The sequence below is a fragment of the Actinomycetospora termitidis genome (assembly GCF_030286555.1).
In the GTDB taxonomy this organism is placed as follows: domain Bacteria; phylum Actinomycetota; class Actinomycetes; order Mycobacteriales; family Pseudonocardiaceae; genus Actinomycetospora; species Actinomycetospora termitidis.
The window spans coordinates 66,414-88,681 of record NZ_JASVWF010000006.1; the positions used below are offsets into that span (position 1 = coordinate 66,414).

24 protein-coding genes are annotated in these 22,268 nt (G+C 71.6%); 8 read left to right on the forward strand and 16 right to left on the reverse strand.

Annotation, left to right across the window (positions count from 1 at the left end; translation table 11 throughout):
* The first annotated feature begins 186 nt into the window (after positions 1-186).
* Positions 187-771, forward strand: coding sequence for a hypothetical protein (locus QRT03_RS23365; protein WP_286055489.1), 585 nt, complete (start codon positions 187-189; stop codon positions 769-771).
* On the opposite strand, the gene QRT03_RS23370 is transcribed toward QRT03_RS23365, so the two are convergent.
* Positions 755-1,165 carry a DUF6463 family protein gene (locus QRT03_RS23370; protein ID WP_286055490.1) on the reverse strand — a complete coding sequence of 137 codons (411 nt, stop codon included), beginning with the start codon at positions 1,163-1,165 and terminating at the stop codon, positions 755-757. The two genes, QRT03_RS23365 and QRT03_RS23370, sit on opposite strands and share 17 nt — an antisense overlap.
* Before the next feature lie 72 nt (positions 1,166-1,237).
* Here QRT03_RS23370 and QRT03_RS23375 point away from each other — a divergent pair, with 72 nt between their 5' ends.
* From QRT03_RS23375 to QRT03_RS23390, 4 genes are all read left to right on the forward strand, one after another.
* Positions 1,238-1,801, forward strand: a complete 564-nt coding sequence (locus QRT03_RS23375) for a TetR/AcrR family transcriptional regulator (protein ID WP_286055491.1) — start codon at positions 1,238-1,240, stop codon at positions 1,799-1,801.
* Between the two features lie 34 nt (positions 1,802-1,835).
* Entirely contained in the window at positions 1,836-2,297 is a 462-nt protein-coding gene (locus tag QRT03_RS23380; protein WP_286055492.1) for an AfsR/SARP family transcriptional regulator, read from the forward strand.
* A gap of 37 nt (positions 2,298-2,334) precedes the next feature.
* The gene (locus QRT03_RS23385) at positions 2,335-2,655 is read left to right on the forward strand and encodes a hypothetical protein (RefSeq protein WP_286055493.1); all 321 of its coding nucleotides are present in this window, start codon (positions 2,335-2,337) and stop codon (positions 2,653-2,655) included.
* A 132-nt stretch (positions 2,656-2,787) separates the two neighbouring features.
* Positions 2,788-3,426 (forward strand): LysE family translocator, encoded by a 639-nt coding sequence (locus QRT03_RS23390; RefSeq protein ID WP_286055494.1) that lies wholly within the window; start codon positions 2,788-2,790, stop codon positions 3,424-3,426.
* A 75-nt stretch (positions 3,427-3,501) separates the two neighbouring features.
* Here QRT03_RS23390 and QRT03_RS23395 read toward each other — a convergent pair whose 3' ends face one another.
* Positions 3,502-4,506, reverse strand: coding sequence for a hypothetical protein (locus QRT03_RS23395; RefSeq protein ID WP_286055495.1), 1,005 nt, complete (start codon positions 4,504-4,506; stop codon positions 3,502-3,504).
* A 154-nt stretch (positions 4,507-4,660) separates the two neighbouring features.
* Entirely contained in the window at positions 4,661-5,539 is an 879-nt protein-coding gene (locus QRT03_RS23400) for a peptidoglycan-binding domain-containing protein (RefSeq protein WP_286055496.1), read from the reverse strand.
* A gap of 170 nt (positions 5,540-5,709) precedes the next feature.
* Between QRT03_RS23400 and QRT03_RS23405 the strand changes: the two genes are divergently transcribed.
* From QRT03_RS23405 to QRT03_RS23415, 3 genes are all read left to right on the forward strand, one after another.
* Positions 5,710-7,692 carry a hypothetical protein gene (locus QRT03_RS23405; RefSeq protein WP_286055497.1) on the forward strand — a complete coding sequence of 661 codons (1,983 nt, stop codon included), beginning with the start codon at positions 5,710-5,712 and terminating at the stop codon, positions 7,690-7,692.
* Positions 7,693-7,701: 9 nt separating this feature from the next.
* Positions 7,702-8,643, forward strand: coding sequence for a phosphotransferase family protein (locus QRT03_RS23410; RefSeq protein WP_286055498.1), 942 nt, complete (start codon positions 7,702-7,704; stop codon positions 8,641-8,643).
* 62 nt (positions 8,644-8,705) lie between these two features.
* Positions 8,706-9,533, forward strand: coding sequence for a hypothetical protein (locus tag QRT03_RS23415; RefSeq protein ID WP_286055499.1), 828 nt, complete (start codon positions 8,706-8,708; stop codon positions 9,531-9,533).
* Positions 9,534-9,890: 357 nt separating this feature from the next.
* On the opposite strand, the gene QRT03_RS23420 is transcribed toward QRT03_RS23415, so the two are convergent.
* From QRT03_RS23420 to QRT03_RS23480, 13 genes are all read right to left on the reverse strand, one after another.
* Positions 9,891-10,961: a hypothetical protein gene (locus tag QRT03_RS23420; protein WP_286055500.1), complete on the reverse strand. Its 1,071-nt coding sequence runs from the start codon at positions 10,959-10,961 to the stop codon at positions 9,891-9,893.
* Positions 10,931-11,437 carry a hypothetical protein gene (locus tag QRT03_RS23425; RefSeq protein ID WP_286055501.1) on the reverse strand — a complete coding sequence of 169 codons (507 nt, stop codon included), beginning with the start codon at positions 11,435-11,437 and terminating at the stop codon, positions 10,931-10,933. Before QRT03_RS23425 ends, QRT03_RS23420 begins: the two co-directional genes overlap by 31 nt.
* A 73-nt stretch (positions 11,438-11,510) precedes the next feature.
* The gene (locus QRT03_RS23430; protein WP_286055502.1) at positions 11,511-11,930 is read right to left on the reverse strand and encodes a hypothetical protein; all 420 of its coding nucleotides are present in this window, start codon (positions 11,928-11,930) and stop codon (positions 11,511-11,513) included.
* Between the two features lie 270 nt (positions 11,931-12,200).
* The gene (locus tag QRT03_RS23435) at positions 12,201-13,637 is read right to left on the reverse strand and encodes an Hsp70 family protein (protein WP_286055503.1); all 1,437 of its coding nucleotides are present in this window, start codon (positions 13,635-13,637) and stop codon (positions 12,201-12,203) included.
* Positions 13,634-13,966 (reverse strand): hypothetical protein, encoded by a 333-nt coding sequence (locus QRT03_RS23440; RefSeq protein WP_286055504.1) that lies wholly within the window; start codon positions 13,964-13,966, stop codon positions 13,634-13,636. The genes QRT03_RS23435 and QRT03_RS23440 overlap by 4 nt, the downstream gene beginning before the upstream one ends.
* A 26-nt stretch (positions 13,967-13,992) precedes the next feature.
* On the reverse strand, positions 13,993-15,834 hold the full coding sequence (locus QRT03_RS23445; protein ID WP_286055505.1) for a dynamin family protein: 1,842 nt from the start codon (positions 15,832-15,834) through the stop codon (positions 13,993-13,995).
* Positions 15,831-16,394, reverse strand: a complete 564-nt coding sequence (grpE, locus tag QRT03_RS23450) for a nucleotide exchange factor GrpE (RefSeq protein WP_286055506.1) — start codon at positions 16,392-16,394, stop codon at positions 15,831-15,833. The genes QRT03_RS23445 and grpE overlap by 4 nt, the downstream gene beginning before the upstream one ends.
* Before the next feature lie 3 nt (positions 16,395-16,397).
* A complete protein-coding gene (locus tag QRT03_RS23455; RefSeq protein WP_286055507.1) occupies positions 16,398-16,967 on the reverse strand; it encodes a hypothetical protein in 570 nt (189 codons plus the stop codon).
* Positions 16,968-17,113: 146 nt separating this feature from the next.
* Positions 17,114-18,766: a serine/threonine-protein kinase gene (locus tag QRT03_RS23460; RefSeq protein WP_286055508.1), complete on the reverse strand. Its 1,653-nt coding sequence runs from the start codon at positions 18,764-18,766 to the stop codon at positions 17,114-17,116.
* A gap of 5 nt (positions 18,767-18,771) precedes the next feature.
* Positions 18,772-19,158 carry a hypothetical protein gene (locus QRT03_RS23465; protein ID WP_286055509.1) on the reverse strand — a complete coding sequence of 129 codons (387 nt, stop codon included), beginning with the start codon at positions 19,156-19,158 and terminating at the stop codon, positions 18,772-18,774.
* An 86-nt stretch (positions 19,159-19,244) separates the two neighbouring features.
* Positions 19,245-20,714 carry a dynamin family protein gene (locus QRT03_RS23470; protein WP_286055510.1) on the reverse strand — a complete coding sequence of 490 codons (1,470 nt, stop codon included), beginning with the start codon at positions 20,712-20,714 and terminating at the stop codon, positions 19,245-19,247.
* Positions 20,711-21,343: an RNA polymerase sigma factor gene (locus QRT03_RS23475; protein ID WP_286055511.1), complete on the reverse strand. Its 633-nt coding sequence runs from the start codon at positions 21,341-21,343 to the stop codon at positions 20,711-20,713. The genes QRT03_RS23470 and QRT03_RS23475 overlap by 4 nt, the downstream gene beginning before the upstream one ends.
* Positions 21,344-21,734: 391 nt before the next feature.
* Positions 21,735-22,094: a hypothetical protein gene (locus QRT03_RS23480; protein WP_286055512.1), complete on the reverse strand. Its 360-nt coding sequence runs from the start codon at positions 22,092-22,094 to the stop codon at positions 21,735-21,737.
* Positions 22,095-22,268: the final 174 nt, after the last annotated feature.

The window sequence follows — 22,268 nt, forward strand, 5'->3', positions numbered from 1 at the left end:
CGGTGCTCGGCGTCCGGGAGCGGCCCCCGCAAGCCGACCGTGACATCGCCGTGACGGGCGTGGCGTTACCGCTCATCAGCCGGATCAGTCGTACGCCACTTGTCGTAACGACACCCCGTCGGCGAGCGAGTCAGTCGTACGGCACCGCGGTGAGGGCGGCGTCGACGCATCGTCGGGGGAGACACCGTGACCGAGACCCAGCCCGGACCGCGCCACGCGACGCCCGCCCCGTGGGCCCCGCCCGCGGGTCGGGGAGTGCACTGGAACCAGGCGCCCGGCCACGCGCCGGCCGGGCTCGCTCCGGCGTGGGCCGGCATGCCGCCCGCGGCGCCTCCGCGCCGGCCGCGCTGGGGCTGGATCGTCCTGGGCATCGTCGGGGTGATCGCCGCGCTCGGTCTGGTGGGGACGCTCGTCGTCGCGAACCAGCCCATGACGGTCCAGGGCTCGGTCACCGTCTACGGGATGAACGGCGTGGTGTCGCCCGGCTCGTCGTGCTCCAACACCTACCTCACCGGTCGGCCGGTTTCGATCTTCGGAGCCGACGGGTCGCTGGTGGGGACCTCGTCGATCACCGGTTACGGCACGGCGGTGAACCAGTGGAGCACCTACTCCTCCGGCTACGCGGACGCCTGCGTGTACTCGTTCACCGTCGCCGACGTGCCGGCCGGGGAGAAGAGCTACCGGGTCACGCTCGGGACGGACATCAGCAACAGCGTCGGCTTCACCGAGGACCAGCTCAGTCGCGGCGCGCACATCACGATGGGTCACTGAGGCCGCGCGGCTCCGCCCCGACGAGCAGCAGCGTCGAGAACACCGGCGCCAACCACGACGGCGAGCGCGGCAGCACGACGACGAGCGGGACCGACCATGCCAGCAACGTCCCGCCGACCCACCGCGGCACCGGCCGACCCGCGTGGGCGGTCGACACCACCAACGCCCCGAGCGCCGCGCAGGGCACCCCGAAGCTCGCGAGGCTGAGCCACAGCACCTGGGACCGGTCGAGCGCCGCGGGCTCAGCGGGGCGGACCCGGGTCGTGTCCCACCAGCCCTCACGGTGGATGCGCGCCCACTCGTCACGGGTCATCGCGAGGGCGAGCACGGTGTGCGTCGCACCGAAGGCGAGGGCCATCCATCCGCCGGCCTCGGCGGCTCGTGAGCGTCGCATGTCCGACCTCCGTGTCGATATACGGTGCCGTACACGCTAGCTCTGATGTACGGCGCCGTATAGTCCGTGGACGTGGTTCGAGCACGCACTCCTCGGCACGCCTGGATCGACGTCGGGCTGCGACTCCTGGGGGAGCGGGGCCCGGACGCGGTGCGCGTGGAGGTCCTGGCGCGCGAGCTCGGCGTCACGAAGGGCGGGTTCTACGGGTACTTCGCCGACCGGCCGGCGCTGCTCACCGAGGTGCTCGACGAGTGGGAGCGGCGGAGCACCACCGCGGTCATCGAGCGGGCCGAGCACGAGGGCGGCGATCCGGTGACGCGGGCTCGGCGGGCTGCCGCGTTGACCTTCGCCGACGACCTCGTCCCCATCGACCTCGCCGTCCGGGAGTGGGCACGACGTGACGACGGCGTCGCCGCGCGCCTGAAGCGGGTGGACAACCAGCGCATGGACTACCTGCGGACTACCTTCCGCGACCGCTTCCCCGACCCGGCCGACCTCGAGGCCCGGTGCCTGCTCGCGTTCGCCGGCGCCATCTCGAGCTCGTTGATCGTCGCGGAGCACCCGGGGGAGACGCGAGCGCAGGTGTTGGAGCGAGCCGCATCGTTGGTGCTCGGTCGCCGTACTCTGCGTCCATGACGCCCGGTCCGACCGCGTCGCCGAGGCCGTCGGGATGACACGCACGAGGATCCGGCTGCTGGGCGAGATCGCCGTGATCGACGGTGACGTCGCCCGTCCTCCCCACAGCCGCCGACTTCAGACGATCCTGGCTCTCCTCGCCGTGCGGGCCGGTCGGATCGTCCCAGCGGACGACCTGATCGACGAGGCGTGGCAGGACGATCTCCCACGACAGCCCAGGGCAGCCCTGCACATCGGCATCACCCGCGTACGACGCTGGCTCGGCACGAGCGAGGTCGGCGCGGCGCCCGGCGGGTACAGGCTCGACATCGATCCCCTGGACGTCGACCTACTCGCCTTCCTCGCGGCCACGGATGACGCGCTCGAGACGAATGACCGCGACCGTCGCGACGCGGCCGTGGCGCTCTGGGACGAGCCGGTGCTGCCGGAGCTCCACTCGCCGCGTCTCACGGAGGTCCGGGTCCTGGCCGAGGCGCGGCGGCACGCCCTCGGGTGACCCTCGTCGGGCCGTGTCCTCGCCTAGAGTCCGGATCGTGCCTACTCCTCCGGAGTTGTCCCGCGCCGAGGCGCAACGCCAGTACGCGGCCGCTGAGGAGCACCTCCGGCGGGCCCAGGACGCCCAGTCGACCGACGCGACGCTGCACGTGGCCCGCGCGCAGGTGTGCGCCACGTTGGCGCTGGTCGCGGCCACTGCGGCGGCCCAGCCGCCGGTGCCGTTCTCGTCGTCCAGGCCACGGGACTTCACGACCTCGACGCCAGAGCCGGACGTGCCGAAGCTCGGGCCGTTCGACGCCATCGACCCGCATGCCTTCGACGACGACCCGGCCGGGCCGGGCTCCCCGTTCGACCGATGAGGAGGTCCGCACGGCTCCGACGCGTTGCGGCCGCGTCGCGGCCGAGCGTTATCGGTGTACAGCGGCGCTGTGGCGGCACGTCGTAGCGGTATTCGCTGGCCACGCCCCGCCGAGTCGTGGTCGGCTGCGGCGGTGGACGCCCACCTGGCCGCTTTCGTCGCCGCCGCTGCACTGATCATCGTGATCCCCGGGCCCAGCGTGGTCTTCGCGATCAGTCGTGCGCTCGTCGTCGGGCGGCGGCATGCGTTGGCGTCGGTGATCGGGAACGCGCTCGGGGTGCTGATCCAGGTCGTCGGGCTCGCGTTCGGTCTCGGCGAGCTCATCGCGCGCTCGGCGGCCGCGTTCACGGTCATCAAGCTCGTCGGCGCGGCCTACCTCGTGTACCTCGGGATCAGTGCCATCCGGCACCGTCATGCGGCCTGGGACGAGCTGGCGAGTTCGGCTCCGGAGGTCGTGCGGGGCGGTCTGGCGCGCAGTGTGCTCCGCGGTGTCCCGGTCGGGCTGTTCAATCCGAAGACCGTCGTCTTCTTCGCCGCGTTCCTCCCGCTGTTCATCGACACCGCGCGCAACGTCCCGGTGCAGCTGCTCGTCCTGGGAGCGATCTTCGCGGCCATCGCGGTCGTGCTGGACAGCATCTGGGTGGTGACGGCGTCCTCGGCCCGCACGTGGTTCAGCCGGTCCCCGCGTCGCCTCGCCGGGCTCGGCGCGGCGGGCGGGGTCGCCATGATCGGCCTCGGAGCGGGCGCGGCGACGGCACAACGCGCGATCTGACCGCCCGGCTTTCATGACGGCCGGGCGAAGCACGTGACGCGTCGCGTCAGGACACGAGGATCCGAGGGGACACGTTCACGCGCTGATCGCGGGCTCGTCGGGCGCGGCCGGGACCGTCTGGCTCTTCATGAGGCAGGCGACGCCGAGCGCGGTCAGCCAGATCGTTTCGCCCCAGAACGTCGCGCCCAGGGTGTCGCCGCCGAGAAGGACGGCGACGGTGGTGAGCAGGAGGCTCCCGACGATGGCGCCCGTCAGGATCGCGTAGGCGCGACGACGCCGGAGGGAGCGCACTCCGAGGCTGAAGAAGAAGACGAGTCCAGCGCTGCCGTAGATCGTGAACCCGAGCGCGATGGCGTGCAGGATGCTCGTGAGCGCGGACAGGGTCGGGTCGGTCGCGCCGCTCGGCGCAGTGACGGCCGCGGCGACGGCGGCCAGGCCCATGATTCGCGTGGCGCGCACGATCCACACGTCGAGCTGGATCGTCATCAGGAGGACCCCGATCGCGACCAGTGCGACGACCACGACGTCCCGTGCGAACCCGCCGTGGAACTGGCTGAGCGACGTCCGGGGCGCCTCGACGCTGGACATGCGGTCTGCCAGGACGATCGCCCAGGGGACGAGCAACGCGATGATGCCGACGGCTCGGAAGATCCGGAGCTCCCGCCCGAGCACCCATCCCGGCGTTGCGGGCCCCGGGTCGGGTTCCGGCCGGGGCGCGGGCTCGGCCGAGGCCAGCGAGCGGGCCAGGGCGTCTCGGTCCGCCTCGGCCTCCTCCTGACGACGACGAGCCTCGACCGTCCGCGGGTGGTCGGGGCCCAGCCCCTCCTCGTAGGCCTGCCGTGATCGGGAGGTCGCTGCGGCCTCGGCCTCGGCCTCCTCGAGCGAGGTGCCCGAACTCGCCGGACTCGTGCGCCGGCGCTCGACCACATAGCCCAGGGCCAGCAGGACGACGAGGACGATCACCGTGATCCACGGCGCGGACGTCGGGATCGAGTTGGACAGCACGTTGAGCGCACCCGCTGTGGCCGTGCTGAGCAGCAGGACGACGGCCGGCCCCCTGACGCGGCTCCGCTCGGCCATCCGTTGCCCTCCGATCACGGCTCAGCGTGATCAACGACGAGGTCCGCCGCGTGGGCCGAACGAGTGGAGATGGGAAGCGGTGCTCAACCCGCGCGGGTTCACGGACCGGGCCTCGGGCGCGGGCCCGTTACGGGACAGGCGCCCGAGCGCGAGGTCACTGCAGCGTGCGGCAGTACTTGTTGTCGACGGCGGTGGCCTCGGCCGTCGTCCAGAGTTCGGCGTGGTCGGTGACCTTGAGGCAGCTGCCGCGGTCCACTGCGTCCTCGGTGGCGTTCTTGACGTCGTTGAACATCACCGATGCCGAGAGACCGAGCACCTCGCACGGCAGGCTCTTCAGCGACGTGCACAGTGCGAAGGAGCCGATGCCGGTCTGGCTGTCGAGATTGCGGTGCTCGTCGAGCCAGGCGTCGAACTGCCTCGTCGCCCCCGGACTGAAGTAGTAGCTGTTCGAGACGTTCCCGAAGTTCGTCGTGTACCAGGCCTTGCCCGAGCCGGCGTCGGTGCAACCGTGCACGTACTGGTCGACGGCCCATTCCTCCTCGGCGCGGGCCCCCTCGGAAGGATCCGGCCGCGGCACCGAGCACTCCGGCCGCCGCCCGTCGGTGGCCTGGTCGTCGGCCGAGGACGTCGGAGCGGAAGCCGACGAGGTCGTCTCCTCCGGTACGAGGTCGACGAGGAGGTCCGCGGTCTCGGCGCCGACGTTGCCGTCGGCCGGGAGGTCGTGACGACCTTGGAAGTCCAACACGGCCGTGCGGGTAGCGGGCCCGAAGAGCGTCGTGCCGGGGAGGTCGTACTCGGGGTGCTCCGCGGTCAGGTCCCGCTGGAGCCGGGCGACACACTCGTGACGCTGCCCCTCGCGTAGGAGAGGGCACCCCGGGTAGCTGCGGTCCACGTCGGGCGCGACCTGAACGCGCAGCGGGCCCGGCACGGCGATGGCGGCAGGCGCCGCGGTGAAGGCCCCGGTCGCGAGCAGGAGCAGGGTCAGCCCCGCGAGGGTAATGAGGAGTCGACGTGGAATGGCCGGCCTGATCATGATGTGTAGCTCCCGTTCGTCTTCTGTCGGTCCGGTCCGGCGGTGGGACCCGCGGCGGATGGGCGCGAGCCGTGGTGTCGCGAGGAGGCCCCGGTTCTCCTCACGCGAGTCGATCAAGCAATCGAAGGCGCGGGTAGGGACGAGGGAGGTGTGGCCCCCACGACCCATCCGTGTGCGACCACAGCGCCCGTGAGGGCCCCGCGCCCTGGAATGGCCGTCCAGGACGAATCGACGGCGGTGACCGTCGGCCCGGCGTCGGCCCCGGAGCAGGACACGGCCAGCCCGACGACGAACCCGAGGAGGAGGAAGAAGGCGACGATCCGTCCGAGAGTGGCGACCTCCATGAGCAGCTTCATCTGACGTCCCCCGGTTCCAACGCTGCCGTAGCAGCATGTAGTGTTGTGTCGTCGCGCTGCGTCGCGCTGCGACGGATTGCGGAGAAGTCTAGATCGGTCGGCTCGGAATTGGATACCGACCGAACGGCCCAACGGGAGGAAGAGATGGCGCCACCGACGCCGGACCCCGTCCTCGTGCTCCTCGCCGAGTGGGCCAACGCTCGCGGGCTGAGCCGGGAAGCGGTTTCCCGCGAGTTGGGCGTGGCGCGCGCGACCGTGGCCGGCTGGTTCCTCGGGCTCGAGGCGCAGAGTGAGGGGAGGGCGCCGTCGCGCAGCGCACGGGAGTTCCGATTCACGGCGCAGCGGCCGGCGGTCCAGGAACGGGTTGCCGAGCTGCTCGACCGCAACTCGTCGACCCTGCGTGCGCTCTCGCTCGGCGCACCGCAGACGGGGATCACGAACGACGACGAGCCCGTGGCGCGCGAGACGCTCGATGCAGCCGGAGTGTTCCTCAGGGAGGTGACGGCCCATGCGCTGGCCCGTCCCAGCTCGTTGACGTCGACCAGCACCCAACGGCACCGAATCGCCGAGCTGGTTGAGAGCCTCGACGACGTCGCGGCCACCACCGTCATCGGCGTCGCACGCGGTGCCGTGTCGGCAGAGCCCTACGCCTACCAGATTCTCGTGCACGCACTCCCTCTCGCGAACGGTGACGAGGAGGAGCAGCGGCGTTCGGTGAGAGCGCAGGTCGATGCTCTTCTCGTGCGGGAGTCCGTCTCCTGCAAGTGGGAGCACGGCGGGCTGCAACCTGATGCCGACCTGCGATCACGCGGAGTCCGACTCGTCGTGGTCGGGACGTTGATCTGCCCGGCACTCAGCGGATCACGACTCCCGCGTCGGAGCTCGTTGGTCACGTCGCGCGGCGAAGCCGCCCTCGCCCGGGACCCGCGCGTCGGACTCGTTGTCACGAATCCCTACGGCGGGAGCGCACCGATCGCCGGTCTTCTCGCCCGGGCGTTGGGGGCGGGCCATCTCCGAGCCGACGAGGTCGTCCGCGCGGTCGGGCGGAGCCAGGCCGTCGGCAGGCTCGACGAGCGTGGTCCGTTCCTCAGCGCCACGGCCACCCGCGATGCCGCGTTCACGCTCCAGCTCATCCTCCAGCTGCTGATGGGCGGAAACGCTCCCGGTGCCTGGTGGCTCTCGCTCGAAGCGGCCCTGCTCGACGAAGTGGCGCTCCGGCGGACGGTCGAGACGACCGAGGCCGTCGTCGTCGTCACCCGTCTCGGCCCGCGCTGGCGCCGGATGGCCGCGTGGCGGCTGGCAGCCGCGGAACTCAACAGCGCACGTCGCCCGAGTCGGACGACAGGTGTTCCCGCGTCCTCCGACGACATCGTGGACCTGGAGGCGGGCCGGGAGCTGGGCGTGACCGAGCGCAGGGTCCTCAAGGCCCAACAGGTCGAGGCCCGGAGCGAGCTCCTGAAGCTCGAGGCGTGGGAGGCGAGTCTCGAGCGCCTGATCGATGCCAGGACGAGCAGGGAGCTCCCGACGATCGAGGTGACTGTTGATCATGTCCCGACGACGTGGGCGGTCTACTCGTTCGAGGACGGCGCGGTCCGTCCTCTCACGGGGGACGAGCGCTTCGACGGCACCCTGCACGCTGCGGCGGACGACGTCGACAGCATGGTCGACGTCTGGGTGGATGCGACTCGGGAGGTTCTCGACCGGCTCGCCGTCTTGAGCGGGTGGGACTCCCGCCTCGACCTGCTCGAGGACAATACCGCTGACTCGTGGACCTGGGCCCTTCGCGACGACCGGTGAGGATTTGCTATGAGTTCGTCAATCGTCCCGGACGAATTACGGAACGGTCAGATCACGAGGGTCGACGCCCGGGTCGCGGGGGGTCCGTACGGCCACGAGAGCGACGAAGTACGGCGTGCAGCGGACGCTCTGGACGCGATCATCGACCATCGGAGTCTCTACGGGCCGGTACGCGACCTGACGCCGGGTACCGGGAAGCCGCAGTTCCTGCTGCAACTCGCGGACGAGACCGGGACTCCGGTGGTGCTCAAGGTGTACGGACGTCTGCGTCCGGCTGAGGCCGCGGTCCAGGCCAGGTGGTGTGCGGCGGGCGTGCCGACGCCCGAGATTCGGTCGAGCGGCGACGAGCCCGTGAGCTGGCTCCTGATGTCGGTCTTGTCCGGGAGCCCCCCCGCCCGCGAACGGGGGCCCCTGCTGACCAGGCGCCTGGCGCGCACGATGTCCACGGCCCACTCGGTCGACGCCCATGACCTGTCCGGTCCCGTCGACCTCGCAAGTGCGCTGGAGAAGCACCTGGCCGCGGTCACATCAGCCGCGGAGGCGCATGGTTACCGAGTGCCCCGGGACATCCTCGGTCGAGCGCGGACCACGATGAGCTCGGACCTTCCGACCTGCCTGCACGGCGACCTGTCGCCGGTCAACCTGATGGAGTCGCGCGACTCGCTGCACATCCTCGATACCTGCGGCTACTTCGGTCCTGCCGAGTTCGATGCGGCCCGCTGGTGCGCCCGGGTGGGCGGTGCGGATGGCGCGGAGCGCGAACTCGGTCGTTGGCTGACCGAGGAGCGGGGCCTCGATCCGGAGCGCGCGCGGACCCTGCTCGGTCTGGAACTGATCATGGAGGCGGGTGTCCGCGAGATCATCAAGGACGAACGGGGTGATGACGCCGGCCCGCGCGACTCGGTGACAGATGCCCTCCTGGCCGCAGCCGATCGCTTGGACGCCTCATGAGCAGGCACCGGATCGGAGTGGTCATCAGCACGCACGACGCGCTGGATCACACGCGAGCGAACATGGAGATCATCCGGTCGCTCTGGGCGCCGTACCTCGACGTCGTCCTCGTCCACGCGGACAATGGTCCGCACCATTGGGAGCCGTACCTCGAGGACCACACCGTCAAGCCACTGCCGGCGGAGAGCCACTTCACCGGCGCGGCCTCGCTCATCGACGCGGGGACGTCGGCCCTTCGCTCTCTCGATCCCGTTCCCCGTTTCGTCGTCTGTCTCGCCGGGGACTGCTGGCTCTACCGTCCCGAGGTCCTGCGGGATCTCCTCGACGAGATGGCCGCGGACGATCTGCGCCTGGCCGCGGCCCGGTTCGAGGTTGCCCGCGATGCACACGGTGTCGTTCGCCAGAGCGGCGATCCGACTCTGCTCCCCGGCGTCGGGCTCACCACGGACTTCTTCGTCCTGGACCTCGAGTGGGCGATACGCACCGACATGATCCCGTTGAGGTTCGACGAGTTCCTGGCTGCGCACGGCCCGCTGCTCGACTACCTCCAGGAGATCGTGCTGCTGGAGAAGTTCTTCGAGGGCCGGTTCCTGGGCGCCGTCCGTCTCGAGATGCAGCGAGCACGTTGGTGGAAAGACGGGTTGGGCAGCGAGGGGCTTCGTCAAGCACGCCGCTCGCTCCGGGTGCTCGACGAGCGCCCGATCGACCCGACGGGCCGCACCGCGCCGCCACACAAGGGCCACTGGCCGGCCCTGGGGCTGTCCACGACGGAGGACCCCACCCGCAAACGGGACGAGCTCCGAGGAGTCGACGACCTCCGCTGCGGACCGACCCTGCGGCGCTTCTTCGCGGAGGACGACCTGTCGTGGTTCAACGCGAAGACCGGCTGACCTGTCGCCACTGGCGCAAGGTCCGTGCTCATGCCATGCAGATCAACACCGCACGGCGCGGCTGCGAGAGGGGAGACGAACCGGCCAGCAGCGTCTACGTCAACCACAATCTGTCGAGCTGTCAGCGCTCGAGCACGCCGATCACGCGGTTCAGCTTGCTAACGAGCGCGGCGACTTCGGCCTGTCCTTGTCCGATGGACGGTGCGACGCCGGGGCGAAGTCGCGACCACGGTCGCTAGGTCATCGAGAGCCGTGTGTGGTGCTCAGGTTTTCTGCGCACCACGCACGGCAGTCATGGCCCTAGTGTCACGGGAACTCCCAGGACCGACGGGTCCGAGACCCGGGGCCCCGCGGCCATCACGACGGGTCGAACCTCGGCACGCGCGGTCGGTCCTGCTCGTCATCGTGCAGGAGCGCTACGGGAGGGCGCAGAAGGTAGCGGACCCAGAAGTTGCGCCAGAGGACGAACCCGATCGCCTCGACGGACAGGTGTCCCGGGAGCGAGAAGACCTCGTTCGCGTTCCGGTGCACCGAATCGAGCGGCAAGAAGTAGTACAACGACCCGAGCAGACCGAAGTCGTACAGTTCGCCGAGGCAGTCGACCACGCCGGCGTCACTCCAGAAGAGGACCCGCCCGTCGACGGTGAGCGGCCGGTACCGACCGCCATCGATTCGGTTGTCGTCGAGCGCGGCACCGGGATCGGACGTCGGCACGGGGCCTTCGCTCGGCCACACGGCCTCCGGACTGAGCATCCACGTCCTGCCGTCGCCGGGTGTGCTCAGCACGGCCGTGCGGTCGCGCCCGGGACGAATGGTGGCGATCCATTCGAAGTCGTCCAGCACGTCGGCGACCCACGTCTGGTGCTCCTCGACCCGGTCCATCGGCTCGAGTTCCTGGTAGTGGTTCTGCAGTGCCACGGTGAGAATCGACGCGCTCCACGGGCGCTCGATCCAGTTCTTCTCCGCGTAGACGAGTATCTCGGTGCCACCTCGTCCGGCGAGGACCACGGTCCGCGGTCCTGCCTGGTGCACGTCCCGACTGGGCAGGGTCGCTGCGCGCATCATGCGACCGATCCCTGCAAGCAGGACCTCATTGCGACTCCCGGCACGGAACCAGTCGCCGAGCCACGAGGTGGAACAGACGAGGCCGGACAGCAGGAGGCCGATCCCCGGCAAGATGAAGAGGGCGGCCCAGCGGTAGCTGCTCTCGGGCCAGAGAAGGCCGACGACGACGAATGCGCTGCCCAGGAGCCACGCACACGCGAGTTTGACGAGCGCTCGCCGGGAGGCCCGTCGGTCGTCGGAGACCTGCTCGAGCAGCACCCCGAGGCCGGCGCGCTCGCCGTACGGCGCGCTCGCCGCCCGCCGGTGTGCCGACAGCCGCGTCCTGCGACCGATCACCGTTGCTCGTTGCCGCACCTCGTGCACCGCCGGTACTGCTGCACCAGCGTGAACACGAGCCCGACGGGGGAGAGGGAGACGACGACGAGCAGGACCAGCAGAACGACGGCGGCCGCGACCCGTCCGGACGCGAGGTCCGACGCGAGGCCGAACAGCAGGAACAGCACGACGATGCCGCCGATGACGCCGGCCGCGACGAGGCGAGCGGGCGGCGGGGCCGAGCCCAGGCCCGGGTAGCCGCACCGGAAGCAGTACGGCGAGTGGGATGCCGAAGCGACTCCGCCACGCTCCTTCACCTGCTGCACGATGTTGCTGGGTAGCACGAACAGCGTGTAGCAGAACGAGATGATGCCCAGCCAGCCGAACAGCGAGGACACCCCGGTGAAGGTCCAGAAGTAGCGGGACCGACACGGGTCGCAGAGCGGCCCCTCGACCCGGCGGTGGAATCGCAGGATCAGCGCGCCGATGCTCTCGCGGTAACTCGAGATGCGCGTTCCCCCCATCCGCGAACAACTGCAACACGGGTGGTGCAGGACCGCACCCATCGGTGCTCCTTCTCCGGATCGTCGTCGGGACTCAGGCGTGCGATGCCTTCACCGCGGCGAAGAACTCGTTCGCTTCGCGCCGGTAGGAGAAGGCGAGAGCCGCGATCACGACGATCGGCAGCAGAGTGCTGAGGATCAGGGCACTGGCCGGCACCTCGCTGACACCGCCGGAGCTGAGGAGCATCGCCAGCGACCCGACATTCGCGACGATGTTGAGCGCCCCGAAGACCGTCAGGACGATGCGGGCCCAGTTCGCTCCCTCGCGGAACTTGTTCGTGCAGCCCGCGACGAGGGCCAGCACCAGCGCGCCGAGCGATGCCACGCTCCGCGGCGAGTCGTTCGTGACCACGGTGATGATCAACGAGAGCACTGCCAAGCCTACGAAGGTGTACCAGAGGATGACGGCGGTCTTCACGGCGGACGGGCGGGAGACGGCGGTCGGAACGGACATGAGGAACTCCTCGACGGGTCGATTGTTCGTGACCCGCGTTGGACGTTCCCGACCTCCACGAATGTTCCCGCGAATCGGCGGGAAACGACGACGGCCGTCGCCGTCCTCGCCGAGTGGTCGTCCACCCGGCGGGGCGAGAGCGCCGCCGTCCGGTGGGCGCCCACTCGGCCTCGGCGACGATAGGCATGGAAAGGCCGTGTGTGGTGCACAGGAATCCTGTGCACCACACACGGCATTCGTGGACCTAGCGCGCCGACAGGCGACGGCGGATCAGCCCCAGCGGACCCCTCGCGGCGCCGAGGCGGGCGCAGCCACCTCCGGCAGCCGGTTGGCCACCAGATCCAGCCGCGACAACGACCGGCCCAGTTCCCCCAGTTCCGACCGGCCCTCCCGCAACAGTTGCAGCGACACTTCCGGCGGAAGCGAGGTGAACGGCCCGAAGCGCTTCGCGATCCCCAGGCCGATCTCCTCGATCACGCCCCGCAGGTACACGACGGGTTCGCCGCGGCCCTCCACGCTCACCACGCCGATCAGATCACCCACCCCCGCGGCGGCGGCGAGCACCGTCAGCTCGTGGGCGGCGGCGACGAGCGCGGCGTCCGGACGGTCGTCGGACCCGCGGCCGGGCTCGACCTGCAGCGCCCCCTGCACGACGACGGCCTTCGGGTCGTCGAGCGTCGTCGGGACGCGGTGCAGCTTCGCGGCGAGCAGCGTCGTCACGAGCGGCGTCCGGCTGGACCCGCCGGTCAGGTAGAGGTCGGCGAGGCCCTGCGGTGTGAGGCCGGCCCGCATGACGGTGTCGATCATCTCGTCGACGCTGCGGGTGAGGATCTCGGTGACCGCCTGCTCGTACTCGCTCCGGGTCAGCCGCATGGCCTCGGAGGACCACGGGAGCGGGAACGCGGCCGTGAGCCGGGAGGAGAGCGACTCCTTGGTCTCGGTGATGTCCTGGCGGAAGCGGGTCCGGGCCTTCAACGCGACGAGGTCGTCGCGGCCCCAGAGGTCGCTCCACCGTTGCGGGTCGTGGGTCTCGGCGTAGTCGGAGACGAGGGTGAGCAGTTCGGCGTCCAGATCCTCGCCACCGAGGTTGAGATCCCCACCCGGCGGGCCCGCGAGCTCGAAGCCGGTCCGGCTCCGCCGGAGGACCGCGGTGTCGAACGTGCCGCCGCCCAGGTCGTACACGCCGATGGCGCCCCCGACGGGCAGGTCGGCGCCGGAAACGTTCACATAGTGGTGCGCGGCGGCGACGGGCTCGGCGATCAGTTCCGGGCGGCCGAGCCCGGCGCGCGATGCAGCCTCGCTCAGCCGGATCAGTTCGACACCGCCGGACTGCCACCGGGCTGGATGGGTCAGCACGACGCGGTCCGGCGGCCGGCCACCGTGTCGGCGCCGGGCCTCGAAGGAGACCCGGGCGAGCACCGCCCCGACCAGGTCGATCGTCTCGACGTTGACGTCCCCGAGATGCACCGCGGGAGCTGCCGCCAGCGCTCGCTTCGGCAACCGCTCGGCCCGCGTCGGGTCGAGCACCGCCTCGCTGACGGCGTCCCGGCCGACCAGGAACTCGCCGTCGGGACCGAGACAGACCATCGACGGCAGGTAGCGCGACGACCCGATCTCGAGGACCTCGATCGGCCCGCCCTCGACGCGGGTGGCCGCCGTGGTGAACGAGGTCCCGTAGTCGATCGCCAGACTCCAGGGACGGTTCACGACCCGTCCCCGTGGTGGTCGTGGTGCTCGGACCACACCTCGTGGTGACCGAGGTCGTCGTCCTCGGCGCCGATTTGGTCGGCGTCCCACGGCTGCTCGTGCCCGACGACGGGATCCTCCGCGACCTCGTCCTCGACCGGCTCGGACTCCGGCTCGCCGGAGGGTGCTCCGACCTCCTCGGCCGAGCCGGAGATCGCCGACGAGACCAGGTGCTCCCACAGCGCGTCGGAGGGCTCGGATGCGGGGTCGACGGCGAGGGCGTCGCGCAGCATGCCGAGCTCGGCGTCGGACACGCCCTCCTCCGGGTCGTCGTCCTCGAATTCGGACATGTCGACCCAGGGTTCGTCCTCCACGATCACGACCCTGTACCTCCGTCCTGGTCGCGGCAAGCGAGGATCTCGGCGAGTCGACTCGCCCGTTCGCGCATCTGGGAGCGCTTGCGCAGCGTCGCGTCCGAGGCCTTCTTCCGGTTCGCGACGTCGGACTCCTCGGCGGCTTGGGCCTTCTGGTGCTCGGCGAGACGGGCGTTCAGGCGCTCCTTCTCCTCGACGATCGCGCGGGCCACCTCGGCCGAGACCGCCTCGCGCGCCCGCGCGACGGCGGCGGAGAGCGCCGGCGGGATCTCGGTGGTCATGCGCGCGGTCACCTCGGCGACGTGCCGACGCGCGTCCTCACGGTCCCGGAGGATCTTGTCCCGCTGGTGGCGGCGGTAGGCGAAGATCCCGACGACAGCGGCACCGGCGGCCAATCCGACCGGGGCGGCGACGAGCAGGCTGAGTAGACCCATCGTCATCGACCCCAGGCCCATCGACATGACCGTCTGCTCGACGAACGAGATCGACGCCGCACCCCGGGCGGCCTCGGGGAGCTCGTCCTCGGCCAGGCGGCCGGGAGCCGCTCGGGGGCCGCCGTCCAGGACCTGGATGCCGCTCGTGTCGATCGTGTCGGCCACGGCTTCGACGAGGCCGGGGAGCTCCTTGCGCAGCTGGGTGTCCAGGTCGACCCACACCGCCTGCACGCGGGCGGGGAGGTCGGCGCTGATCTCGGCGAGGACGGTCCCACCGCCGGCGGCAATCCGGTCGTGGCACTGCTTGCGCAGGTCCTCCACGCGTCGGGCGAACTCGGTCCGCAGGCCCTGGTCGATGCGCGCGGAACGGTCCGCGAGCGTCTGGCGCCAGCTGGCGGTGCGGGACTGCAGCGCCGTCAGCGCCTCCCGTTCCACCTTCACGCGGGCCGCGAACCCCGGATCGGGCGTGAGCGACATCGACCGGCGGACCTGGGTCCGGCACAGGCGCCGGACGGTGAGGTCCACCCGGTGCACCAGGTTCGCCAGCCGCAGCCCCTCGGCGTCCACGGCGGCCTGCCGGAGGCGTGTGACCAGCGGGTCCATACCGCTGGCCTCCCGACGACGGGTCGCGACGTCGGGTCGGTCGGCCGCGGCCCGGGCCGCCGCGTCGCTCAGCTTCGCCGACACCGGGAACCACGCCGCGGAGGAGTAGCGCGGAGCGTGCTCGGCGACCCGGGCGAGGTCGCGGGTCACGATCGTGCGCCACTCCACGAACCGGTCGATCTTCGTGACGGCGATGAGCACCGTCGCGATCCGTTCCGAGGCCCGCTCCAGGAACGTCAGCTCCGACGCGGTGATCTCGCTCTGCCCGTCGAGGACGAACAGCAGTGCGTCGGCCCGCTCGAGGGTGGCCAGGGTGAGCTCGGCGTGCCCGGCGACGAGCCCGCCGACCCCGGGGGTGTCGACGAGCTCGAGCCCGTCCGGCACCTCCGGCAGCGTCACCGACACCTCCGAGACGCCCTGCTGCTCGGCCCCGACGTACCGGGACAGCTCCGACAGCCCGACCTCCCGGCCACCCGGGGACTGCTCGTCGACCACGACCGCGCCCGGCACGGGACCGTGGCGCAGGACCACGTGGACCGAGGTCGCCACGTCGGCGTCCACGGGCAGGAGCCCGGGCCGCCCGATGACGGCGTTGATCAGCGAACTCTTCCCGCGCTTCTTCTCCCCGACGACGACGATGCGCGCCGCTCCGGCCCGGACGTGCGCGAGCTCCCGGTCCAGGTTCTCCACCAGGCCGTTCTCGCCGTCCTCCGCCGCGGCGGCCCGGACGTCCGCCACCAGAGCCAGGACCTCGGGGGTGACCGCGTGCGGGGCACGGGCCGTGGCCAGGTCGATCTCGATCGTCACGACGGCTCCTCCGAGGTGTAGACGACGACGCCGGGTCGGCGCAGGACCTCACCGCGGTCGACGAAGCCGGCCCGGGCCGTGCTGGCGACGGTCCGGACCTGCTGGGGCGACGGCGCCGGCTCGACGTCGAGCGCGTCGTGCTCCCGGCGGTCGAAGACCGAGCCGTCCGGTTCGACGACGCGCACGCCGACCTCCGCGAGCCCCTGGTGCAACCGCCCCGCCAGGGCCGCGTTCTCGTCCGCGAGCCGGTCGCTCAGGTCGATGCAGAGCTCGACGAGCCGGCGCCGCTCCTCGGCCGCGCGCCGGTCGGGCACGAGCACCGGGGGCGGAGCGGCCACCGGCGCCGGCGCGGGAGCCGGTCCCGGAGTCGGTCCCACAGCCCGCGCGGGCGGCGGTGGCGGGGGCGTCCACCGGGGAGGAGCCGGGGCCGGGATCGGGGCCGACCCCGGCCCGGGTGCCGTCCCGGGGCGCTCCACGCGCTCCGGACGGCCGGTCCACCAGAGGATCACGGCGGCGGCCAGGCAGAGCCCGGCCAACGCGTAGAGCAGCGTGGACAGCACGGGTCACTGCCCGCACAGTGCGGTGCGGTCCCCGATGGTCAGCGGGGCGTCGACCATCTGCTGCCAGGTGACCTTGCCGACGATCGAGGACTCGGTCCACGAGAACGGCGAGTTCTTGTAGATCCGGATGTAGTCCTGGTACGGCTGGCCGTCCGTGCCGGTCAGCGTGCCCTTGTAGTCGACGGCACAGGCATCCTCCGCGATGAAGGTGAACGTGCTGTACCCGTTCCTCGCGGACGCCAGGAACTGGTCCGAGGTCCCGGAGTACTGGCTGTAGAACGTGAGGATCCCGGTCCCGGGGTCGCACGAGATCGCCTCGACCTCACCGGTGATCGGCTCGATCGGACGGCAGGTCCCGTTCCCGGTGCCGAACATCGTGTTGACGTTCCAGCCCTTCGCCGACGGCGTGGTCGGTTGGGTCGGGAACACGGTGTACGGCGCGCTGCTGGTGGGCGCGGCGACCGGCGTGCTCGGCGGCGGTGCCGGTGCCCGGCTGCCGCGGCCCGCCACGACGCCGGCCGTGATCACTCCGCCGAGCAGGACGAGGACGCCGACGGCGACCCCGATCCACACCCACGGTGACCTGCGACGCGGCGGCGGGGGAGGGGTCGGGAGAGGACCGCTCGGGTGCCCGCCGCCGGGCGGCATCCCGGCGGGAGGACCGCCCGACGGCGTGGTGGGAGACCAGGGACGCTGCTGGAACTGATCGGTCATCGCGATCACGTCCCGCACAGCGCGGCAGTGCTGCCGACCACCGGCGGCTTGGCGTCGAGGACGGACTGCCAGGAGACGCTCGCCGGCGCCACCGTCTGGTACGCCCACGGCGACTTCTTGAACACCCTCATGTAGGCCTGGTAGGCGACGTTGTCGCTCCCGGTGTAGAGGAGCTGGTAGTCCACCGAGCAGGCGTCCTCACCGAGGTAGTTCATCGTGGTCCCCGCTCCGCTGCGCACACTCGCGACGTAGCGGTCGTACGTCGACGCCGTCTGGTCGTAGAAGGTCGTCCAGGAGGTCTTCGGGTCGGTACAGCTCATGCTCGCGACCGCCCCCGTCGCCGTCGTCTCGGTCGTGCAGGGTCCGTTCTCCCCGCCCTCGGCGAACATCGTCTGCAGCGTGTAGCCCGCGGCCGACGGGGCCGCCGGCGTGGCCGGCGTCGTCGGGAACGTGTTCGGGAAGCTGGTCACGGCGCTGGGCGTCGGGGTGGCGGGCGGCGGCGCGGCCGTGCTCCCGCTGCGTCCGAGGGCGAAGGCGGCGATGCCGGCGCCGATCAGCACGATGACGGCGAGGGCCGCGGCCCCGATCCAGACCCACGGGGATCGCTTGCGCTGCTCCGGGCCGGGCTGCACCGGCTGCTGCTGGGGCCACGGCGACGTCGGCGGGTGGTTCGGCGGAGGCATCCACACGCCGTCGGGGTAGGGGCGGGTCCCGCCACCCTGCTGCTCGGAGGGGCCCCGCTGCTCGGGGATCGGGTCCGCAGGCGGCGGAGGCGGCGGGGGAGGGGTTCCGGCCCCACCGGCCAGTGCCGCCCGGCACGCGTTCGCGAACTGCCCGGCCGTGGCGTAGCGCTCGTCGGGGTCCTTCGCCATCGCCGTCGCGACCACCTGGTCGAGCGCGGCCGGGATACCGGGCACGACGTCGGAGGGCCGCGGGACCGGGGCCGACTCGTGCGCCTCCATGATCGCCTTCAGGCCGTGCACGGGGTACGGGCGCTGGCCGGTCAGGCACTCGTGGAGCACGCACCCGAGGGCGTAGATGTCGACGCGGTGGTCGAGCGAGTCGGAGCGGAAGCGCTCCGGCGCCATGTACTCGAGCGTGCCCATGGTCGAGCCGGTGCCGGTGATCGTGGTGGCGCCGGTGCCGCCGACCGAGCGCGCGACGCCGAAGTCGGAGAGGGCCGCGAAGTGTCCGTCGCCCACCTCGGTCGGCACGGTGAGCACGTTGGACGGCTTGACGTCGCGGTGGACCAGGCCCTTGGCGTGGGCGGCGGCGAGCGCGGAGGCGACCTGGCCGAGCAGGTCGACCGCGAGCGCCGGCGACAGGCGGCCGTGCTGCGAGACGAGCTCGCCGAGGTGCGGCCCGTCCACGAGCCGCATGTCCATGTAGAGCCGACCGGCGATCTCGCCGTAGTCGTGGATCGGCACGATGTGCGGGTTGGTCAGCTCGGCGACGAGCTGGCACTCCCGCCGGAACCGGGCCGCGAACTCGGTGTCCTGCGCGTACTGGGGCGCGAGCAGCTTCAGCGCCACCGTCCGGTTCCGTCGGAGGTCCCGGGCCCGGAAGACCTCGCCGACCGCGCCGCGGCCGACGAGGGACTCCAACCGGTACTGCCCGAGCTGCGCCCCGACCCCGGACGCCCCGCTCGTCGTCGTCACGATCGTCAGACCGTCGTGGTGCCGGAGTAGGGCTCCGACGCGTCGTACGAGCCGTCGCCGTCGGTGTCGTAGACGATCTCGTCCGCGGACCCGTTGCCGTCGGTGTCGACCAGGGCGGTGTCCACCCAGCCGTCGGAGTCCGTGTCCATCTCGACGGTGTCGATGCGGCCGTCGCCGTCGTAGTCGGAGGCGATCGACTCGCGGTAGCTGTCGCCGTCCAGGTCGACCTGGGTGGTGTCGGCGTAACCGTCGCCGTCGGCGTCCACGGTGATGGAGTCGACGTAGCCGGCGGAGTTGGTGGTGTAGCTGGCCACCTGCTCCCCGGTCTCGGGGTCGTAGGCCGCGTCGTCGGTGACGTACAGGCCGCTGCTGCTGGTGCTGGTGTCGGACATCGGTGCCGCCTCTCGGGCCGTCGGTGGTGAACGGCCTTTGGACGACGCCGGGGTGCCGGGATGTTCCCGGCGATCCGAGGATTTTCTCAGCGCCTTCCCGACGGCGGGTGTGCGGCGGCGAAGTAGGCGTGCTCGGTGAGCTCGCGGGCGGCGCGGGCGTAGCGCTGCAACGGGCGGGAGGGTCGGCCCTCCAACGTGCGCCACCGCCGGATCCGGACGTCGGCCGCGTCGCGGATCCGGTCCGGCCCGGCGCTGCGGGGCAGGCCGAGCCGGGCGGCGTCGTCGGCCCCCGTCGCGAGCGCGGTGAGGGCCTGCAGGTCGGTCGTCTCGAGACGCAGCAGGCCGCGAGCGACGTCGGCGAGGCCCTTCGCCAGCTCGACCTGGCGCATCGCCGGCTCCAGGCGGACCCGGTCGAGCTCGGCGCGCAGCCGGACGAGCACGGGGCGGTCCGCCAGGCACGACCCGTCGTCGCGCCACACCAGTTCCTCCAGCGCGGCGACCGCCGCCGTGGCGCGCAGCCGGTCCGCGCCGGCCACGAAGACCCGCTCGATGTGGTGGAGCACCGTGTCGATGCCCGACCGGCGGGTGAGCTCGGCGAGCAGGTCCGCGGTCGTCCGGCTGCCGCCGCGCACGACCTCGACCGCCACCGACGTCCCGTACAGCCCGAGCAGGCGCAGCAACCGGTGTCGGCGTTCCTCGGAGACCGGACAGTCCGGCCAGGCCAGGAAATCCTGCACCGAGAGCAGGGCGTCCTCCAGATCGACCGGGTCCACCGCGGTCAGCGCGCGGACGGCGGCGTGGTCGCCTTCCGCGAAGTCGGCGCCCAGCCCCGTCTCGGCCATGAGCCCGACCACCGGCACGACCGTGGACAGTGCGGAACTCAGCTCGCCCGCGTAGCGCTCGGCGACGCGGCGCGCGTCCGGCCACGGGTTCTCGGCCCCGGAGAGCGTGTCGATCCGCGAGAGCACCCCGATGAGGTTCGCCGCCCCGAGCCGCAGTTCCCCGGCCGAGGACCGGATCGACTCGAGCGCGGCCAGGTCGTTCTCGCCGGGGTGCGGCATCAGGTAGACGACCGCGTCGGCGTCGGCCATGGCCGCGAGCGAGTACGCGTCCAGGGCGGAGAGCGAGTTCAGCCCGGGGGTGTCGACCACGGTGTGACGACGGGCGAGCGCCTCGTTCGGGGTCTCGACCTCGAGATACGAGACCGTGGCCGGGTCCTCGATGTGCTCCGGCACGCCACCCCCGCGGGCGGCCGGCACGATCGAGACGCTTCCGTCCTGGCGGTGCACGCGCACCCGGTCCTGTGGTCCGTGCTGGAACCAGGAGACGAGCATCGTCGTCTCGCCGACGCCCGTGGCCGCCAGCCGCTGCCCGAGCAGCGCGTTGACCATCGTCGACTTCCCGGCCTTGATGCGGCCGCCGATCGCGATGCGGATGCGCGGCTCGGCCAGGCGGGCGCCGAGGGCCTCGACGGTCGCGCGCGCCGCCGGGTCGGTGAGGGTCGGGGCCGTCTCGTCGCAGAGTCGGGCGAGGCGGGCGGTGAGCGGTCCGATCACGCCGCGTGCGCCCCGGCCTCGGTCAGCAGCGCGACCAGGGCCTTCCGGCCGCGCGAGAGCTGCGACTTGACGGTGTCGATCGGCAGGTCGCGCAGCTCCGCGATCTGGGCGTAGGACAGACCGGCGATCTCGTAGAGCACGACGACGACGCGGAACTGTGGAGGGATGCGGGCGAGCGCGCGGTCGACGTCGACCCGGGCGATCGCGGCGTGGTCGGCGCCGTCGCGAGGGCGGGCCTCCGGCAGCGTCTCGACGGGCTGCGGCGCGCGTCCACGACGGCGGACCTCGTCGATCGCGGCGTTCGTCGCCACGCGGTAGAGCCAGGTGCCGACGGCCGACGTCCCCTGGAAGTCGCGCAGCTTCGACCACACCGTGATCATGGTGTTCTGCAGTGCCTCGTGGGCGTCCTCGTCGTGGCAGGTGATACGGCGGCAGACCGCGTACAGGCGGCTGCGGTGGCGGCCCATCAGGTCGGCGAAGGCGGCCGCGTCCCCGTCGGCCGCGCGCTTCGCGAGCGCGAGATCGTCGTCCCGCTCGCGGTCGGCACCATCGCCCACGAGAACCCCCTCGAACCGGACCACGGTGCGTGCTCCGGACTTCCCCACCCGTGTGGCTACGGTGAAGGACATCTCGCCACCCCCATATCGTCCGAACGGGTGAAGGTCAGTGAAACCAGCGGTGTAAGACGCCGATCTGTGATCAGCGGGGCCCGTGAATCGTGCCCCGGTGACCGCTTGCTTCCCGCGAGTGGCGGTAGCCGCCGCATGCAGTAGCACGATCAGTAGTCGCGAGGGGTTTCATCCGGCTTTCGGACGACCGACGGGTCGGGTCGGGCCCTGGTGCGGGCTGCCGCGTCGTCCGCGGGAACCACAGCGACGGGCACCTCAGCGGCCCTTGTCGCGGGCAATCGCATCCCACCCGACAGCCTGTCGCTGGGAATCACAACGACAAGCCGGCACCATCCGCGCAACTCCCCGCGACAAGGCGGGCCGTACCCGCCATCGGGATGTGCGGAGGACGTCAGCGCTCGAGCAGGCCGATCACGCGGTCCAGCTTCGTGTCGAGGGAGGTCAACTTGGCGTCGAGCGAGGTGACCTTGTCGTCCAGCGAGGTGACCTTGGTGTCCAGCGAGGTGACCTTGGTGCCCAGCGAGGTGACCTTGGTGTCGAGCGCGCTGGCCGTGGCACCGATCGCGGTGACGTCCTCGCGGAGGTCGGACACCTGGCCCCGCAGTTCCGTGAGGTCGGTCCCGATCTCCGCGAACCGGTTGTCGTGGCGCCGCTGGGTGCCCTCGATGCGCGCGAGCATCTCGTAGATCGCCTGGACCTCGTTGTCGAGCTGGCGGATCTTTCGATCGACGTCCGCAGGAGAGGCGCTCACGGCCGCTGATGCTACGACGCCCGTTGCTCGGGGAGGGGGCGGAACCGCGAAGGTCGCCGGGACGGCACCCGGACGCCACCGGCTCGCTCATCGCACAGGTGATCTCCGGTCCCGCCGCCGGCACGGTCGTTGCGCTCGCCCCCGGGGCGCACCACGGTCGGACGCGTGCCACGT

Coding starts and splice junctions, on each gene's coding strand:
- QRT03_RS23370 (WP_286055490.1), bottom strand. CDS start 1,165: ATGCGACGCTCACGAGCCGCCGAGGCCGGCGGATGGATGGCCCTCGCC.
- QRT03_RS23380 (WP_286055492.1), top strand. CDS start 1,836: ATGACACGCACGAGGATCCGGCTGCTGGGCGAGATCGCCGTGATCGAC.
- QRT03_RS23395 (WP_286055495.1), bottom strand. CDS start 4,506: ATGGCCGAGCGGAGCCGCGTCAGGGGGCCGGCCGTCGTCCTGCTGCTC.
- QRT03_RS23400 (WP_286055496.1), bottom strand. CDS start 5,539: ATGATCAGGCCGGCCATTCCACGTCGACTCCTCATTACCCTCGCGGGG.
- QRT03_RS23410 (WP_286055498.1), top strand. CDS start 7,702: ATGAGTTCGTCAATCGTCCCGGACGAATTACGGAACGGTCAGATCACG.
- QRT03_RS23415 (WP_286055499.1), top strand. CDS start 8,706: ATGGAGATCATCCGGTCGCTCTGGGCGCCGTACCTCGACGTCGTCCTC.
- QRT03_RS23425 (WP_286055501.1), bottom strand. CDS start 11,437: ATGGGGGGAACGCGCATCTCGAGTTACCGCGAGAGCATCGGCGCGCTG.
- QRT03_RS23430 (WP_286055502.1), bottom strand. CDS start 11,930: ATGTCCGTTCCGACCGCCGTCTCCCGCCCGTCCGCCGTGAAGACCGCC.
- QRT03_RS23440 (WP_286055504.1), bottom strand. CDS start 13,966: ATGTCCGAATTCGAGGACGACGACCCGGAGGAGGGCGTGTCCGACGCC.
- QRT03_RS23465 (WP_286055509.1), bottom strand. CDS start 19,158: ATGTCCGACACCAGCACCAGCAGCAGCGGCCTGTACGTCACCGACGAC.
- QRT03_RS23475 (WP_286055511.1), bottom strand. CDS start 21,343: ATGTCCTTCACCGTAGCCACACGGGTGGGGAAGTCCGGAGCACGCACC.